Annotated in this window: 23 protein-coding genes and 1 pseudogene; 11 read left to right on the plus strand and 13 right to left on the minus strand. The window is 64.9% G+C overall.

The features are described 5' to 3' along the window. On the plus strand, nucleotides 1-188 hold a 188-nt coding region (locus tag KBZ33_RS16690), incomplete at its 5' end, for a hypothetical protein (RefSeq protein WP_254954550.1). Nucleotides 189-222: 34 nt separating this feature from the next. Here the strand turns inward: KBZ33_RS16690 and KBZ33_RS16695 are convergent. From KBZ33_RS16695 to KBZ33_RS16705, 3 genes are all read right to left on the minus strand, one after another. Beyond that, entirely contained in the window at nucleotides 223-489 is a 267-nt protein-coding gene (locus tag KBZ33_RS16695; RefSeq protein WP_254954549.1) for a hypothetical protein, read from the minus strand. A gap of 32 nt (nucleotides 490-521) precedes the next feature. Then, nucleotides 522-920, minus strand: a complete 399-nt coding sequence (locus KBZ33_RS16700) for a hypothetical protein (protein WP_254954548.1) — start codon at nucleotides 918-920, stop codon at nucleotides 522-524. A gap of 727 nt (nucleotides 921-1,647) precedes the next feature. Next, nucleotides 1,648-1,875, minus strand: coding sequence for a hypothetical protein (locus KBZ33_RS16705; RefSeq protein WP_254954547.1), 228 nt, complete (start codon nucleotides 1,873-1,875; stop codon nucleotides 1,648-1,650). A 59-nt stretch (nucleotides 1,876-1,934) separates the two neighbouring features. On the opposite strand from KBZ33_RS16705, the gene KBZ33_RS16710 reads away from it, so the two are divergent. The 6 genes from KBZ33_RS16710 (at nucleotide 1,935) to KBZ33_RS16735 (ending at nucleotide 4,407) form a co-directional block, all read left to right on the plus strand. After that, nucleotides 1,935-2,657 carry a PD-(D/E)XK nuclease family protein gene (locus KBZ33_RS16710; RefSeq protein WP_255011857.1) on the plus strand — a complete coding sequence of 241 codons (723 nt, stop codon included), beginning with the start codon at nucleotides 1,935-1,937 and terminating at the stop codon, nucleotides 2,655-2,657. Nucleotides 2,658-2,777: 120 nt separating this feature from the next. After that, nucleotides 2,778-3,263 carry a hypothetical protein gene (locus KBZ33_RS16715; protein ID WP_254954545.1) on the plus strand — a complete coding sequence of 162 codons (486 nt, stop codon included), beginning with the start codon at nucleotides 2,778-2,780 and terminating at the stop codon, nucleotides 3,261-3,263. Continuing rightward, nucleotides 3,260-3,451, plus strand: a complete 192-nt coding sequence (locus tag KBZ33_RS16720; protein WP_254954544.1) for a hypothetical protein — start codon at nucleotides 3,260-3,262, stop codon at nucleotides 3,449-3,451. Before KBZ33_RS16715 ends, KBZ33_RS16720 begins: the two co-directional genes overlap by 4 nt. 4 nt (nucleotides 3,452-3,455) lie before the next feature. Beyond that, nucleotides 3,456-3,686 carry a helix-turn-helix domain-containing protein gene (locus tag KBZ33_RS16725; protein WP_254954543.1) on the plus strand — a complete coding sequence of 77 codons (231 nt, stop codon included), beginning with the start codon at nucleotides 3,456-3,458 and terminating at the stop codon, nucleotides 3,684-3,686. Between the two features lie 80 nt (nucleotides 3,687-3,766). Next, the gene (locus KBZ33_RS16730) at nucleotides 3,767-4,015 is read left to right on the plus strand and encodes a type II toxin-antitoxin system VapB family antitoxin (protein ID WP_255011859.1); all 249 of its coding nucleotides are present in this window, start codon (nucleotides 3,767-3,769) and stop codon (nucleotides 4,013-4,015) included. Then, nucleotides 4,012-4,407, plus strand: coding sequence for a PIN domain nuclease (locus KBZ33_RS16735; protein ID WP_254954541.1), 396 nt, complete (start codon nucleotides 4,012-4,014; stop codon nucleotides 4,405-4,407). Before KBZ33_RS16730 ends, KBZ33_RS16735 begins: the two co-directional genes overlap by 4 nt. A gap of 162 nt (nucleotides 4,408-4,569) precedes the next feature. Here KBZ33_RS16735 and KBZ33_RS16740 read toward each other — a convergent pair whose 3' ends face one another. Next, a complete protein-coding gene (locus KBZ33_RS16740; protein WP_254954540.1) occupies nucleotides 4,570-4,941 on the minus strand; it encodes an AbrB family transcriptional regulator in 372 nt (123 codons plus the stop codon). A gap of 507 nt (nucleotides 4,942-5,448) precedes the next feature. On the opposite strand from KBZ33_RS16740, the gene KBZ33_RS16745 reads away from it, so the two are divergent. Further along, nucleotides 5,449-5,922: an HPP family protein gene (locus tag KBZ33_RS16745; protein WP_254954539.1), complete on the plus strand. Its 474-nt coding sequence runs from the start codon at nucleotides 5,449-5,451 to the stop codon at nucleotides 5,920-5,922. A 192-nt stretch (nucleotides 5,923-6,114) separates the two neighbouring features. On the opposite strand, the gene KBZ33_RS16750 is transcribed toward KBZ33_RS16745, so the two are convergent. Continuing rightward, the gene (locus KBZ33_RS16750; protein WP_254954538.1) at nucleotides 6,115-6,666 is read right to left on the minus strand and encodes a phosphoglycerate kinase; all 552 of its coding nucleotides are present in this window, start codon (nucleotides 6,664-6,666) and stop codon (nucleotides 6,115-6,117) included. Further along, nucleotides 6,663-7,262, minus strand: a complete 600-nt coding sequence (locus tag KBZ33_RS16755) for a HupE/UreJ family protein (protein ID WP_254954536.1) — start codon at nucleotides 7,260-7,262, stop codon at nucleotides 6,663-6,665. Before KBZ33_RS16755 ends, KBZ33_RS16750 begins: the two co-directional genes overlap by 4 nt. Before the next feature lie 284 nt (nucleotides 7,263-7,546). On the opposite strand from KBZ33_RS16755, the gene KBZ33_RS16760 reads away from it, so the two are divergent. Beyond that, nucleotides 7,547-9,175 (plus strand): iron uptake porin, encoded by a 1,629-nt coding sequence (locus KBZ33_RS16760; RefSeq protein WP_254954535.1) that lies wholly within the window; start codon nucleotides 7,547-7,549, stop codon nucleotides 9,173-9,175. A gap of 249 nt (nucleotides 9,176-9,424) precedes the next feature. Here the strand turns inward: KBZ33_RS16760 and KBZ33_RS16765 are convergent, their stop codons facing one another. Both KBZ33_RS16765 and KBZ33_RS16770 read right to left on the minus strand, forming a co-directional pair. Continuing rightward, complete coding sequence (locus tag KBZ33_RS16765) at nucleotides 9,425-9,829, minus strand: hypothetical protein (RefSeq protein WP_254954534.1); 405 nt, start codon at nucleotides 9,827-9,829, stop codon at nucleotides 9,425-9,427. A 14-nt stretch (nucleotides 9,830-9,843) separates the two neighbouring features. Then, nucleotides 9,844-9,978 (minus strand): DUF3721 domain-containing protein, encoded by a 135-nt coding sequence (locus tag KBZ33_RS16770; protein WP_254962753.1) that lies wholly within the window; start codon nucleotides 9,976-9,978, stop codon nucleotides 9,844-9,846. A 350-nt stretch (nucleotides 9,979-10,328) separates the two neighbouring features. On the opposite strand from KBZ33_RS16770, the gene KBZ33_RS16775 reads away from it, so the two are divergent. Then, nucleotides 10,329-10,658, plus strand: a complete 330-nt coding sequence (locus KBZ33_RS16775) for a MerR family transcriptional regulator (protein ID WP_254954551.1) — start codon at nucleotides 10,329-10,331, stop codon at nucleotides 10,656-10,658. Nucleotides 10,659-10,961: 303 nt separating this feature from the next. Here KBZ33_RS16775 and KBZ33_RS16780 read toward each other — a convergent pair. From KBZ33_RS16780 to KBZ33_RS16790, 3 genes and pseudogenes are all read right to left on the minus strand, one after another. Beyond that, nucleotides 10,962-11,165: pseudogene (locus tag KBZ33_RS16780) on the minus strand (thermonuclease family protein); the annotation flags it as partial. A gap of 188 nt (nucleotides 11,166-11,353) precedes the next feature. Further along, entirely contained in the window at nucleotides 11,354-11,686 is a 333-nt protein-coding gene (locus tag KBZ33_RS16785) for a DUF86 domain-containing protein (RefSeq protein ID WP_254954533.1), read from the minus strand. Further along, nucleotides 11,686-11,973 carry a nucleotidyltransferase family protein gene (locus KBZ33_RS16790; RefSeq protein ID WP_254954532.1) on the minus strand — a complete coding sequence of 96 codons (288 nt, stop codon included), beginning with the start codon at nucleotides 11,971-11,973 and terminating at the stop codon, nucleotides 11,686-11,688. Before KBZ33_RS16790 ends, KBZ33_RS16785 begins: the two co-directional genes overlap by 1 nt. Before the next feature lie 272 nt (nucleotides 11,974-12,245). Between KBZ33_RS16790 and KBZ33_RS16795 the strand changes: the two genes are divergently transcribed. Continuing rightward, nucleotides 12,246-12,428: a metallothionein gene (locus KBZ33_RS16795; RefSeq protein WP_254954531.1), complete on the plus strand. Its 183-nt coding sequence runs from the start codon at nucleotides 12,246-12,248 to the stop codon at nucleotides 12,426-12,428. Between the two features lie 78 nt (nucleotides 12,429-12,506). Here the strand turns inward: KBZ33_RS16795 and KBZ33_RS16800 are convergent, their stop codons facing one another. Further along, nucleotides 12,507-13,727, minus strand: coding sequence for an FAD/NAD(P)-binding protein (locus tag KBZ33_RS16800; RefSeq protein WP_315859222.1), 1,221 nt, complete (start codon nucleotides 13,725-13,727; stop codon nucleotides 12,507-12,509). Next, complete coding sequence (locus tag KBZ33_RS16805) at nucleotides 13,687-14,139, minus strand: Fur family transcriptional regulator (RefSeq protein WP_254954529.1); 453 nt, start codon at nucleotides 14,137-14,139, stop codon at nucleotides 13,687-13,689. Before KBZ33_RS16805 ends, KBZ33_RS16800 begins: the two co-directional genes overlap by 41 nt. Between the last annotated feature and the right edge of the window lie 53 nt (nucleotides 14,140-14,192).

Genomic DNA, 14,192 nt, shown 5'->3' on the forward strand with positions numbered 1-14,192 from the left:
CAGGATCCATGGGTCATACCTCTGGAAGAAAAGATGAAGGAATGCTGCACATCGGTGGATGCGCATTCCTCAGTGTCTTTCTCTTCTGGCTGATCGGCATTGAGGCCCAGCCAACCGCCGCACTCAGTCACAGTGGCCTGGTCGCATCGGCGACGCAGTGGCTGGCCTTGATAGGGACTGGGCTATAATCGGCTGTTGGAATCTGCCGCGTAGCGGCTTAGTTCAACGGAAGTTGGGCAGGCCGTTCTCCAGCCGGTAGAGGTAGCGGAACAGGGCCAGGTGGGTGGGCAGGTCCGTGGGCCGGCCCGGGTCCTGGACGAACTGCTCGGCGGCGTAGGCCAGGTGCTGCGGGGTCAGCTCTTCCCCCACCTGCTGGGGGATGGTTGACCAGAGGAGGGCCATGGCGTTGGCGCTCGGCCGCCTGACGAAGGGCACCAGCTCGGCGAGGGCGTCGAGGAGCTCGCCGTAGTGGATGGATGTGATCGTCACGGGAACCTCCCTGATCCACAAAAGTCTACTTGCTAAGCCAAGTCTAGATCTTGTAGCGAACGCTCCCGTTCAAGTCGAGCTTTGACGTTGTTGAAGGCCGTCAGCACATCGGCGGAGCTGGAGTTCTGGCCGTAGGTGGCCCGGTAGCGGCGCTCAAAGGACTTCAGGCCCGGGAACAGGGCGCCGTCGTTGAGGTCCGACTCCTGCAGCAGCAGCGGCGGCGGATGCTTCTGCCGCCAGTCGTGCCAGGTCTGGTAGCGAATGAGGTCCCAGTCCTTCATCGCCGCCGTAGCGATCTGGCCGCGCACCTCCTCGATGCCGCCGATGGGGCTGTCCAGGATCTGCAGCAGCTGGGCCTGCTGCGCCGCGAAGGCCAGGGCTGTTCGCGATCCGCTCTTGCCCGCCCAGTAGGCCCGCAGCTCCTCGGCCACGGGCTGCAGACGGGGGTCGGGTTGCCGGGGTTGGCACTGGTGGGGCTCAGCAGCCCAGGGATGGAGCAGCGCTGCAGCTGGGGGGCTGCTGGCTGTTTCGCCTTGGGGAACAGCCGTACCACCCGATCGATCCTCCTCCTCGTTTGGGTTGGCGGCTGGAGGCCCTGCCGGCGTGACGGAGGAGGTAGGAGGAGGAGGATTTATTTCTTGTTCTTGTTCTTTTTCTTGAATAGAAATAGTGTCGTGCTCACGTTGTGAGCGCTTCTGCTCATTTCGTGAGCACTTCTGCTCATTTCGTGAGCGCTTTTGCTCACGTTGTGAGCAGCCCATGCTCACGTCGTGAGCACTCTGCTCATGTTGTGAGCACCGCATGCTCACCGCGTGAGCACCCTGCTCAGGTTTTGAGCACCCGCTCTGAAGCTCCCCAGCCGTTGCCTCAATGGGCTCCTGCGGATCGTCCCCGGCAAAGACCAGAACCTGGCGTAGCTCCATGAACACCTTGTGGGCCGCGCCAACGGATAGCCCCGTGATCTGCGCCAGACGTCGCTCGCTGATCTCGGGAATCGGCCGGTCGTTACGGAAGTAGGTGACGAGCCGTAACCAGGCCCTGAGCCCTGCAGCACTGAGGTTCTCGGTGGCCCAGCAGGCCACCCGGTAATCCATCTTGATGAACGGTGCCCCGGCCAGAGGCGAGGGGCAACGGGGACACACAAACATCGCGGTGGCCTCAGGAGGTGGCCTGGGTCGAACCCTTGGCCTCACACGTCAGGCGCTGCCGGGCCGCCGCAATCTCCTGGCGCTCCTGCTCCATCAGCTGGCTCAGCAGCTCGCGCATGTAGGCCGAAACGCCGCGGCGGCCGGCGTGATGACGCAGCCAGGCCGCCTGCTCGGGTCGCAGCAGCACCATCACGTTGGTGCGTGATTCAGAGGCAAACGGGAGGCGGGAATCGATCATGACAAAACTGTTGGCTTGCACCACGCTAGTGGGAGCTAGAGTAGTGGCAACGACTGGGGATGCAGGCCGTGGTACGTGCCGCTACTAGCGGGTCGCAAGACCGGGTCGAGTGGCTCCAGCCGCTGCCGATCAGCCGCGACGACAGCACCTGGACCTACAGCCTCACCGATCGCTACCACTGGTTTCCGGTGTCCATCACAGGCGTGATCGCCAAGGTCTGCAAGAACGAGGACGCCCTCGCCTGGATCGAGGCCTGGCGGGATGTGTGGGAGCCCCGCGGCAACACCTGCCACGCCGCGTTGCAGCACTTCGCCCTCCACAACTGGCAGGCACCGCCGCAGCTGTGGCCGGCGGGGCTCGATGCCCGTGTTCCGGTGGATCCCTGGGGCGAGCCCTACGGTGCCTACGGCGACTGGATTGCCCCTGTGCTGGCTGAGCCCCTCTGGGGCCATGTGCAGGTGGTGGCCTCGGAGTTGATGCTCTACGACGCGGCGCGCAATGTCGCTGGCACGCTCGATCTGGTGCTGCGCTTCCCCGATGGCAGCTACGGGATCGCTGATCTCAAGAGCCTTTCCGAGAAGGGCAAGAAGTACGACACCCGGGCCCAGCTGGGGGCCGGCATCACGATGAGCGAGCAGCACTACCGGGTGCCCATCAGCCGCGGGCTGACCATCTGGGCCATGCCAGGTCAGTGCGAGGTCAAGACGCATACGGCCGCCGAGTGCCGTCGGCGCTGGGGGGAGGTGTTCAACAGCTATGTGCGCGACTGGCGGCCCTTCTAGGGCTGCTGTTACGGGTCACTAGTGATAAAATGACTAGCGAAAGCAAATAAGGCAGATCGCTCTTGAACGGTCCACTACTGCCAGCCTTCTCTCGCTCACGCCAGATCCGCAAGCAACCCCATGCCGTCCCCTTCCGCCATCGACGAGCTGCACGCGCTGCTCGACACCAGCGACAGCTCAGCCTCCTGTTCGCCTGCTCCGCTGGCTTCCTGCTTGGAGCCGGCGCCGCCACAGTCCTTCTCGCTGTCGCAAGAGGTCGCTGAGGCGCTGTATGTCGCCGCCGAAGCCAAGGCCGTCCTCGAGGCCGCCAAGCAGCGACTGGAGCAGGCCACCACGGCCCTCGACTCCCTGGTGGAGGCCGGCGTCCTGCCCGAGAAGGGCCTGCCGATCGTGAGCGGCTACACCCTCTACCGCCAGGAGGGCCGCCCCTTCTGGACCTATCCAGCGGCTATCAAGCTGCTGGAGGAGCAACTCAAGAAGCGCAAGCAGCTGGCCGAGCAGCTGGGTGAGGCCAGCCAGAAGCGCGGCAGTCCCTTCTGGACGATCAAGGAGGCGACCCCGCTCAAGCCAGGCTCGCCGTTGCTGCCGAAGCAGGAGCAGCCATGAGCCGCGATCCCGTCACCGAAACCGTCGCCGAGGCCGCCACCAAGGTTGTGGCCAGGCACCTGCGCGAACTGCCCAGCATCGCCCTGGAAGCCGTCGCCGATCTGGTCACGGCCGCTGGGCCCGAGGCCCTGATCAATGTCGTGTCCGACGAACTGGTCGCGCGCCACCCCAAGCACCTCCGCTCTTGATCCGATGGACCCCTGCCCATGGTTGACGGCGCCCCAGGCCGCCGCCGCCCTCGGTGTCTCGATCTCCACCCTCTACCGCTGGCGCACCCAGCAGTTACTGGTGCCCGGTGAGGACTGGTATCGCAAGTTCCCCAGCGCCAGAAGCCCGTTGCTCTACAACGTGGAGAAGGTGCAGCGCCGGATCGCGGCGCTTTCCGCTCGCAGCGCTCAGGAGCTGGAGTCCGTGTTGGGTTGAAGGGCGACGCGGCGGTGGTTTGCACGATCGACACCGGCGCCATTCGCCAGGCCGGCTCCACACGCAACGCATGTGTACGAATGGCCTACGCTTTACACATCAGCGGTGATGGCAGAGCCATGCGCACCAACATCGTCATCGACGACAACCTGATGCAGCAGGCCATGCAGGTCAGTGGGGCCCGCAGCAAGCGGGAGGCCGTGGAACTGGGCCTGCGCACCCTGGTGCGGCTGCAGCAGCAGGGTGAGATCCGGGCGTTTCGCGGGCAGCTCCACTGGGACGGTGACCTGGAGGCCCAACGGCTTGATGGGCCCGATATTCCGGCGTGATCGTCGTTGATTCCTCGGTCTGGATCGACTTTTTCAACGGGGTCAGCACGCCCGAGGTGGAGTGCCTCGATGGGTTGCTCGGGGAAACGCCGCTGGCGATCGGCGATCTGATCCTGGTGGAGGTGCTGCAGGGTTTCCGGCATGGGCGTGATGTGGCCAAGGCCCGGCAGCTGTTCCAGTCGCTGACCCTGCTGCCCATGCTGGAGGGAAACAACGCCTGGGTGGCGGCGCAGAACTACCGGCAGTTGCGCAGCAAGGGGATCACGGTGCGCAAGACGATCGACGGGATCATCGCCACCGCCTGCATTGAGGCCAACCTGCCGTTGCTGTTCAGTGACCGCGACTTCCTTCCCTACGTGGAGCATCTGGGACTGCAACCGGTGCTGGGCTGAGCGCATGCTCAGAGCAGAGTCGTTCCAGGAGGGAATGTTCGCTCCGGACCGCTGCCGTGGCCCATGTCACAGCCTCTCGTAGCAAAATCTGACCCGCTCCACCTAAAGATCAGGGATGGGGTCGGCAGCGCGTGCAGGGCATACCCTGCAAGGCAGCAGCGCTCACTCCTCCTCGTCGCTGCCGCCGGCCGGCACCAGGCGGATCTGCTTGCGCCCGAGCTTGATCTCGAACTCATCGCCGGGCCTGAGATCCAGCATGGCGGTGTAGGCCTTGCCCACCAGCAGGTTGCCGTTGCCCTGCACCGTGGCGACGTAGCTCAGGCTGCGGCCAGCCCTGCCTTTGCCATTGCCACCTCCCTCGCCGAGGCTCACGCCCTTGGCCTCCAGCAGGGCCTCGTAGAAGGCGGTGAAGTTCAGCCGTTCGCTGCCATCTTTCTTGGTGCTGACGTAGCCAGCGGCCCGCACCAGATCGGACTTAGAGGCATCGCCTTGCTCCTTGACTTTGGCGAGCAGTTCAGATCCAGTGAGGGCCATGTTGGTGCAGCATCGATTAGCTGGACCATAACGACCCTGCAGATGGTGGCCAGTGCAACAAGGTGCGGGTGTCCGTCCCTTCATCCGAGGCTTTCGCAGATTTTCCTCTCACCGTTGCGGTCCAGATCTCTACGCCCAGCACCATCTGTGGCAGCACATCACTGCACTGGGAGCCCCCAAGCCAGAGCCAGGGCGAACTCCGGCTCCGGAGGTAGGCCCACCGACACCGGCTCAGCCAGACTGGCTGAACCATCCGACTGAACGGGCTCCTGGCTTGCCGAGCGCTGAAAAGGTGGAGCAACAACAGTTCGGGCCGTTTCTCGTCCATGCGGCTCGCAGACGTGTTCCGCGGGCTTGGCTCATTTCAGCTGCTCCTGATCACCTGCTGTCTTTGCGGCCAGGGCGACGGGAGTCATCGACATGAGCGGTGGCCGACTGCCGCTGGGCACCAGACGGCTAAGGCGGCTTGTGGTGCTCCAACGCCGTCAACGTCGCCGGGGGCGCCGCATGCAGCCTCGCTTCCATCTGAGCCAGATCGGCGTGACCTCCCTCGGTGGCCTCACGGCCGTATGTCTGATGGCCATGCTCACGGTCTGGAGCGGCCAGGTGCTGATCGTGGCACCACTGGGAGCCTCCTGTGTGCTGCTCTTCGGCTACCCGCGCAGCCCACTGGCGCAGCCGCGCGACATGGTGCTTGGAAATGCCATGGGAGGGGGCATCGGAGTCGCTCTGGTGAGCTTGCTCGGCCAGGGCCCCTTGGTGCTGGCGCTGGCCGTGGCGCTCACGGTCCTGCTGGGCCCGCAGCTGCGCTGTCTGCACCCCCCCGCCGGAGGCATGGCGTTTCTGGCGGCTTTTCTCGGAATGTCCTGGCATTTTCTGCTGTTCCCGGTGCTCAGCGGTTCGCTGCTCCCGGTGCTCCTGGCCTGGGCCTTTAGCCGCTGGGTGCCTGGTGCGATGCACTACCCCCTGCACTGGCTGTAAGGACTTGACCTGGATCCGCGTGGGTTGCGGCTGTCGCCCAAACCCATGGCAGCCCATGGATGGGGAGTGCCTTGGCATGGACCGCGCGGGCATCAAGGTTCCCCATCACATCTGCGGGACAGCGCTGGATTCGGCTCAGGACGAACCTGCTCCCTGCCGACTCTCCACGGGTGGGGGGAAGGCCGCGGGGCACTACTGGGGATGGCGGACCAGCCAGCCCAGCATCAGCAGGGCGGCGGCGGTGATCCAGCTGCCGCCCACCCGCAGGCCGAGGGCCCGCCAGCGGGGGTGGGGCGGCGCTAACGACTGGCACAGAAGGGTGCTCACCACTGCCATGGCCACGGTCTCCCCCAGCAGAGCCGCCAGCGCTCCTGGATGGCCGGCCAGTGCCGAGCCTGCCACCAAAGCGAACAGCAAGGCAAGAGCGGCAGCCAGAGGCAACAGCAACACAGGCCGCAGCCGCACATCCAGGGCCACAAGCAACCCCACCATGCCCAGCAAGGCGGTGCAGGGAAGGGCCAGCAGCAGTTCCGACGGCAGGGTCAGACCGATCAGGGCCCCCAGCGACCAGGCCACGGGCAGCAGAACGGGCAGGCGATCACAGCAGGTTTTCCCGGCCTGCAGCGCCAGCAGCACGAGGCCGATCACCAGCAGCAGCTCGGTGGGCTCGAGGAACAGGCGGGCCATGCCATCGGCCCACGGCCCGAACCCGGTGGCGTAGAGGTGGGCGAAGGGTGCGATCACCGCAGGGCCTGCTCGAGGAACAAGAGCCCGATCAGCGCCACGACCCCAACGGCTCCCTGTACAAAGCGCCGGCCACCGGGCCAGCGGCGCGTCTCGCCCAGCAGGATCCCCAGCAGGTGCAGCAGGCCGGTGGCGATCACAAAAGCCAGGCTGTAGAGGAGGGCATTGCTGCCGGCGGGCAGTTCAGCGCCATGGGCATGGCCGTGAAATACCGCAAAGGCGGCAACGATCAGCGCCGCCAACCAGAGCGGCGGCTTCAGCTCGAACAGCACCATCAGGCCCATCACCAGGCCCGAGGCGGCGATGCCGATCTCCACCCCCGGAATCGGAATGCCCAGAAGGCCGAGCAGCCCTCCGAAAGCCATCACCATCGGAAACGCCACCGGCAGCACCCACAGGGCTGGTGGGTCGAGCACCGCCCCCCAGAGGCCCACGGCCACCATCGCCACCACGTGATCGAGGCCCGAGATGGGGTGAAGCAAGCCGGCCACGAACCCACCACCGGGGTGCGGATCGGCATGGGCCCAGGCAGCCATCGGCGCCAGGGCCAGGGCGACACAGGCCAGCAAGGTCCATGGCCAGTTGGTTCGAGCCATCAATCTCAGGCAGCTGCATTCCATCCAGGATCTGTCACCCGGGCCCCAGGCGTGCCCCTAATGGGGGTGTTCGGAGCAGGGCATCCACTGGCGCCCAGAGGAGCTGCCAGGAACAAGGCCGATGGCGAGCAACTTCGCGAGGGACGAAACCGAGGCCGGGAGCGACGGCCTGGCTGTGGTGCCCAAACCATGACCGTTGTCTCCAGTGCTCGCGAGTTGGTGGAGACATGGGTGATTATTTCGAGCAAGCCGCCGGCCCGGCGGTGCTCAGGAGACTCTGTTCCATGCTTCCTCTGCGTTCCACGCTCATCGTTCTCGGTCTGGCGGCTCCGCAGGCATCCCACGCCGCGAACCTCGACATGGCGGGGGTGAACCGATACGCCAGCCAGGAGCAGGTCACCAGCATCACCCAGTTCTCGGACGTCAGGCCGGGCGACTGGGCTTTTCAGGCTTTGGCCAACCTGATCGAGCGCTACGGCTGCGTCGCCGGCTATCCCAACGGCACCTTCAAGGGTGGCCAGGCGATGACCCGCTACGAGGCCGCCGCCCTGCTGAACGCCTGCCTCGACCGGATCACCGAGGTGACCGACGAGCTGAAGCGCCTGATGGCCGAGTTCGAGAAGGAACTCGCCGTGGTGCGCGGCCGCGTCGATGGCCTCGAAGCCAAGGTGGGTGAGCTGGAGGCCACCCGGTTCTCCACCACCACCAAGCTGAGCGGCCAGGCCACGTTTGTGGTGGGCGCCAATACCTTCTCAGGATCGGCGATCAACACGGGGGCCAACACGGTCAATCGGGCACCGAATGAATTCACGGGCCGTCCACGGACGCCAGTACCCCTGCCCAATGCCACCACGTTCAACTACGACGTGCAGCTGACCTTCGACACCAGCTTCAACGGCAAGGATCTGCTGCGCGCCAATCTGCGGGCCGGCAACTTCGGCCAAAGCGTTTTTGGTGGTGAACCGCATGCCCTCGGCCTGGCTGAGCTTGAAGTGGCGTTCGAAGAGGATTGCGGGACCGGAACCGACTGCGGCGACGTCGTCTCCATCGACAAGCTCTTCTACCAATGGCCCCTCGGTGGTGGGTTCACGGCCACCCTGGGTGCCCGCGTGGGGCAGGAAGACATGCTGGCGCTGTGGCCCAGCGTGTATCCGTCGGACACCATCCTCAATGTGATGACGGTGAATGGTGCGCCGGCGGCCTACAGCAAGAATCTCGGCGCTGGTGCAGGGTTGTGGTGGCAGAGCAACGGCTTCAGCCTCAGTGCCAACTACGTGGCCGCCAATGGCGACAGCGGCAATCCCAGTGTTTCGGTGGAGGACGGTGGCGGTGGTCTTGGCAACAGGAATTCCGGCGCCACCGGCAGTGTCCAGCTGGGCTATCAGCAGGAGCAGTGGGGTCTGGCTGCGATCTGGACCTACGTGCAACCAGAGACCCAGTTCGTGCCTGGTACCACCCCGTTCACGCACAGCGCGATCGATCACAACATCAATGCCTCAACCAGTGCATGGGGCCTGAGCGCCTTCTGGCAACCGCTCCGCAGCGGATGGCTGCCTTCCCTGAGCCTCGGATGGGGAATCAACAGCACCACCTACAGCACGCCCCAACCCCGCGGCAGCCTCAGCACCAGCCAGTCCTGGATGGTGGGTCTGCAGTGGACCGATGTGTTCGCCAAGGGCAATGACTTCGGCTTTGCTGTGGCCCAACCCGTCTTTGCTACAGCGCTCAGCGGCGGCGTAACCCCGAACGACGGCAACTATGTGTGGGAGTGGTGGTACAAGTTCCAGGTGACTGACAACATCTCGATCACACCGGCTCTGATCTATCTCAGCCGCCCCCTTGGCCAGGCAACACCTTCGGGCGAGAGCTTCAGCCAGTTCGGCGGACTGGTGAAGACGAGCTTCCGCTTCTGATCGGAAGCTCGTTTGTTCAGAGTGTCATCCACAGCTCCCGAAACGCTCCTACTGGGGAGCGCGCTGAGGAGCTGTGGATCCATTCTCAGAAGATGGCGCCGCCGGACTGTGTTGATGCTGGTGCTGGCCAGGCCGGGCTGGTTTGCGATAGCTGCCTGACCCGCCGCCGCCACAGGCCAGGGCGTCGGGCGTGGATGCTAGGAGGGCAAAGATCAGGGCCAGGCTGAGGTTGCGAATCGATTTCATTGTTCAGTGTTGATGTGTGGAATGTTGCGTTGGATGCTCAGAGCACGGCATCCAGAGGTCACCCATGGCGTGCACGCCCTCGCAGCCCAGCTCACGCGCTTTCTGAAGGGCCACCTGCCGGCTCGGGTAGGCCAGCAGCTGTTGCTGCGCCGCCCCGCTGCTGTGGTGTTGATGGCCACTGCCTGGGGTCAGCGACCAGATCCCCATGGCACTGACACCGGCCACCACCACCCCCATCCCCACCACGCAGGTATTGAGCACACCCATGCCCACCACCCCGATGCTGATCACCCCCATCGGCACGACGCCGATGCTCACCACCCCCATCGGCACGATGCCGATCGAGATGATGCCCAGGGGCGCCACCCCGAATGCGATCCGCTTGGGCTTGTCGCCGCACTGGGCCATGGGAGTGCCTGGCCTCAGTGGGAGTGCGAGGAGCCCTGGGCGCCACCATGCTTGGCGCAGGGCATCCACTGATCTCCCATCTTGTGGGCGCCGGTGCAGTTGAAATGCAGCTTGGCGGCCTTCTCCGCTTCTGCCTGAGTGGCGTACATCGCCGGGACGCCGCCAGAACCGGCGGCTGGAGCGCCCAGACCGGCGGCGGAGAACAGGAGGTTGGCTCCGATCGCGGCTGCCGCCCGAGCTGGCCACGGACTTGAAAGGATCGACACGGGACGGGTGCGAGCGCAGGCTGGCCTGCTGAGCTCCCACCCTAGCGAATGTCTCTAGTAACGCACGACTGCTGGAGACTCTTCATCAGCTTTCCTCGCTTTCTGGCGCCTCCTAGGCTGGTGAAGCTTCTACCCAGTGGAGGGTTCTTGCCTTGGCCCGCCAGGGATCCCTATCAGCAAACCCTGCTCCCAGCCTGCGCATCGGCGAGGTAGCCAGGCGCACCGGCCTGCCGGTGAAGACGATCCGTTATTACTGCGATGAGGGCCTGCTCCAGTCCAAGGATCGCTCCGCAGGTGGATACCGATTGTTTGATGAGGAGAATCTCGCTGAGCTGGCGATCATTCGAGCCCTGCGGGCGATGGACGTCTCGATTCCCGAGTTGGCGAGGATCCTGGAAGTGCGGCGAGCTGGTGTCTGCAACTGCGCTGTTCTGAAAGACAGCATTGCGGCCAAGATGGAATCGATCAACCTGCGGATCGGTGAGCTCGCCGCCATGAAAGACGAGCTGGCACGTCTGCTCAGCAGCTGGCAGGACTGCGGAGGGTCCAAGCTGCAACGTTGAGCCGTGGGCTTGCGTTGTCGCGATTTCGCTGAATCGTGAGGACCCCATGGCCAACAGGAAGGCGCCCCGTGGGGGGCGCACTACTGCTGCGCAGAAGCCGCAGCAACTCCTGGGCGCGTGCAAAGGAGCCGATCCCACGGCAGCGAAACCTCCGGCACCAGGATTCGATTCGGCAGTGCTGGCTGATCGCCCTGCTGTTCTGCCACCTCGAAAGTCCCAGGGGCGGGTGATCCCACCCGGCACCCTCCACACCCCGTAGCGGCTGCGGGAAGCCCGGAATTCGGCCTCCACATACTCCCTGGCGTCGCACTGGCCCAGGTACTTCCGATAAGCAAACGCCATGCCGTCCTCCACCAGCGCCAGGTTCAGATTCACCTCCCCAATCACCTCCGCCACCGTGCGCCCGAAGCGATCCACCGTCTGGGGCCTGAGGGTCACGCTGGAGCCCAGCCGCAAGCGGGTCTGCAGATAGCGGCGGGCGTTGGCACCATCAGGAGCCTGCGCCATCTCCGGTGCATCGATGCAGGCCAGCCGGATCGTGAGCCGCTGCTGTCCCTGCAGCACACGGATGGTGTCGCCATCACCGATCGAGAGCACCGTGGCGCGAGCCTGCTGTTCAGCTTTCGCCAGGCCAACGGAGAAGCCGCTGCACCACCCGGCGATGAGGGCAGCGGCACCGATCAGTGGCCACCTGATCACTCGCTGAGCACAGGCTCAATCTGTGCCAGAAGCGCAGGCAGTTGCTCGCTCAGGGTGATCCACACCTCCTCGAGGTCCACGCGGTCATAGGCATGGATCAGCACATCCCGCATCCCTGCCATCTCCCGCCAGGGAATCAGCGGATGTTGCTGGCGGCAACTGTCGCTCAGCCGCTTGGTGGCTTCTCCAATGATCTCGAGATTGCGCACCACGGCGTCCTGGAGAACGTCGCTGGCCAGGAACGTTTCGCGATCGGGGATGGGAAAGCCTTGAACCCGACGGATCGCGGTCAGGATGTCAGCCAGGGCATCACGGTCCCTTGGTGACATCACAGGGGAATCGCATCCCGCTCAGCAGAGGCCAGAGCGGTTGGTTTGAGATTGCGGCGGCGAATCAGATCCACGCGGCAATGCAACGTGTCCTCCAAGGCCAGCTTCAGGGCGATGCGCTCCAGCAGGCCGGTGCGGGGGGGAAGGTCCACCAGGAGGTCGAGATCACTGTCGGGTCCGGCCTGATCACGGGCCACAGAGCCGAACGCCGCCAGATTGGTGGCGCCGTGCGCGGTGGCGATCTCCCGGATCCTTGGAGCCTGAGCCAGCAGGTCGTCGAGGCGCATGGATGCCCAGAAGCCAGGGTCATTCTAAGAGAAGTGGCTCAGCTGGCCTTGCCGCCTCGGTTTATGGTCACCGCTGGCCTCATCCCCAATGAGAAGGGCGCCCCGTATCGAGCGCCCTTGGGCCGGTTGCAGGGTCTGGGCTCGCGCTGCCCTGGTCGTGGCCTCTGATTCATTAATAGATCCAGCAGTCCGGCTTGTCAGTACGGCAAGCCGTTCCTCCCCGGCGCCGGCGGCACCAGACTGGGTTCATCGGTACGGAGCAAGGAGAGGCCATGAACGCGACCCTGGAGAAACCCGCCACGATGCAGTGCGCCTGCCCGGGCTGCCACTGCACGGTGCAAGCGGACAGCCCGTTCCGCAACGGCGCCCTGCTGTTCTGCAGCGAGGTCTGTGCCAAGGGGCACCCCAACGGTGAGCCCTGCCACGCCGGCTGTGGCTGTGAATGCCATGGCTGAGACTTGAGGGCAGGTTGTGCCTGGCTGGCTGGACCCAGAGCGGCGGCAGAGTCTGCGGCCCTGAAGGTGTTCCCGGATTCATGCCTTGATGGCAGCCCGGGAGATCCGTTGCGCCGCCTCCCTGCCCCCAAACAGGTTGCGGGCAGCCGGACCCAGCTGCAGCGCGCTCAGGCTTCCCATCAAGTGAATGTTGGTTCCAGGCAATCGCAGGTCGCTGGTCAGCACAGGAAGGTCGTCAATCAGCTCGATCGGCTGTTGATCCAGCAGCTGGCGCAATAGCGGGTGGTGGCTGATGCCTTGGTGTTGACCTGTGGCCAGCCAGATGCGATGGGCTGGTTGCCGGCTGCCGTCAAGGCAGAGAATCTGCCACTGGCCTGCATGCCAGGACGCCGCTTGCACCTGGCAGTGCTCGTGGAGCTGAAGGTGGCCTTGACGGCGAGCCTGTTGAAGCTGGACAGCCAACTGGGGCGTGATGGAGCCGCCATCACGCGCTGCCAGCACCTGCTGGCGTCGCTGATGCCAGCAGGGCTCAGCCTGAAAGCTCTTGAGATGTTTCGGGCCCATCCAGCCAGGGTCTGCGTCAAAAGGTTTGCTGCTCAGAGCCCGCCTGCACAACAAGCTGACCTGAGCGCCTCGCTTGAGAGCCCCCATGGCCAGATGGGCGCTGGTGAGACCACCACCCACGATCAGGATGTGCTGCCCTCGCAGCCCCACGCAGGTGTCGAGATCGATCGTCTGGCTGTGTTGCAGGGCCTCGGCCGGATAACCAGCCGTGATGGCGTGCACCCAGCCCGGCAGCACAGGTACGCCCACGCCCGTGGCAATCACCAGTCGGCGGGGCCTCACGACAGAACCGTCGCTCAGTCTCACTTCCATGGATGCAGGCTTTGCTTGATCCAGGTAGATCTGCTGCACCGAAGCCGCCTGCACCTGTTTGACCAGCTGGAATTCCTCCACCACGCTCTGGCAGAACGCGCTGAACAGGCTTGTGTGCGGCAGACCGTGGGGGCCCTCCAGTTCGCGGCTGCGTCGCCGCTCCTGGGCAAAGCGCCGCAGCGCATGGGGGTTGGGGTGCGGATGGTGGGGCGAAGGGGAGCGCAGCCAGGGAATCTCGCAGCGCTGCATCTGCTGCTCCCAACGTGAGAGCCAGGTGCCACTGGGGTCCACAACCCGTAGCCGCCGGCGCCAGTGAGGCCGTTTCTGCAGCAGCTGGCAACAGAGGCTGAGAGCCTGAGGACCAGCCCCTGCGATCACCAGCTCATCCAAAACTGGCGGCCTCTGAGTGTTGGCAGCGGGCACAGATCCCGTGGATTTCGAAGGTGTGAAATAACGGCCTGAACCCCTGCAGCAGAACCGTCGTCAGCCCCAAGCCACGGGCTCCAAGTGGGCAGATCGACAGCCGTTCACTGCAGCCGCAAAGAACGCAGGTGAGGTGGTGATCATCACGCTCCAGCGGGGCATAGACACCCTCTCCGTTGGCCAGCTTGCGGCAGCGCACCAAGCCATGGCGTTGCAACTGTTTGAGGCCGCGGTACACGGTCGCTAGGCCGTAGGGGGGGCCTGCCTGGAGCAGTAGTGCATGCAGGTCCTGGCCACTCAGCTCCCGATCCGCTTGGCGCAGCAGATGCAACAGCCTCTGCTGCCGAGGGCTCAAGGGCGGCGCGGCGGTCTCCAGCCGGATTGGGATCGTGCTCGAGGCGCAAGCTGCCATGGGGGGCCGGCGGGTGGAAAGCTACCGCTGCTAGAACGACAACCATTCTCACC

Origin of the sequence: Cyanobium sp. Cruz-8D1 (genome assembly GCF_024345975.1) — a bacterium.
Classification (GTDB): domain Bacteria; phylum Cyanobacteriota; class Cyanobacteriia; order PCC-6307; family Cyanobiaceae; genus Cyanobium.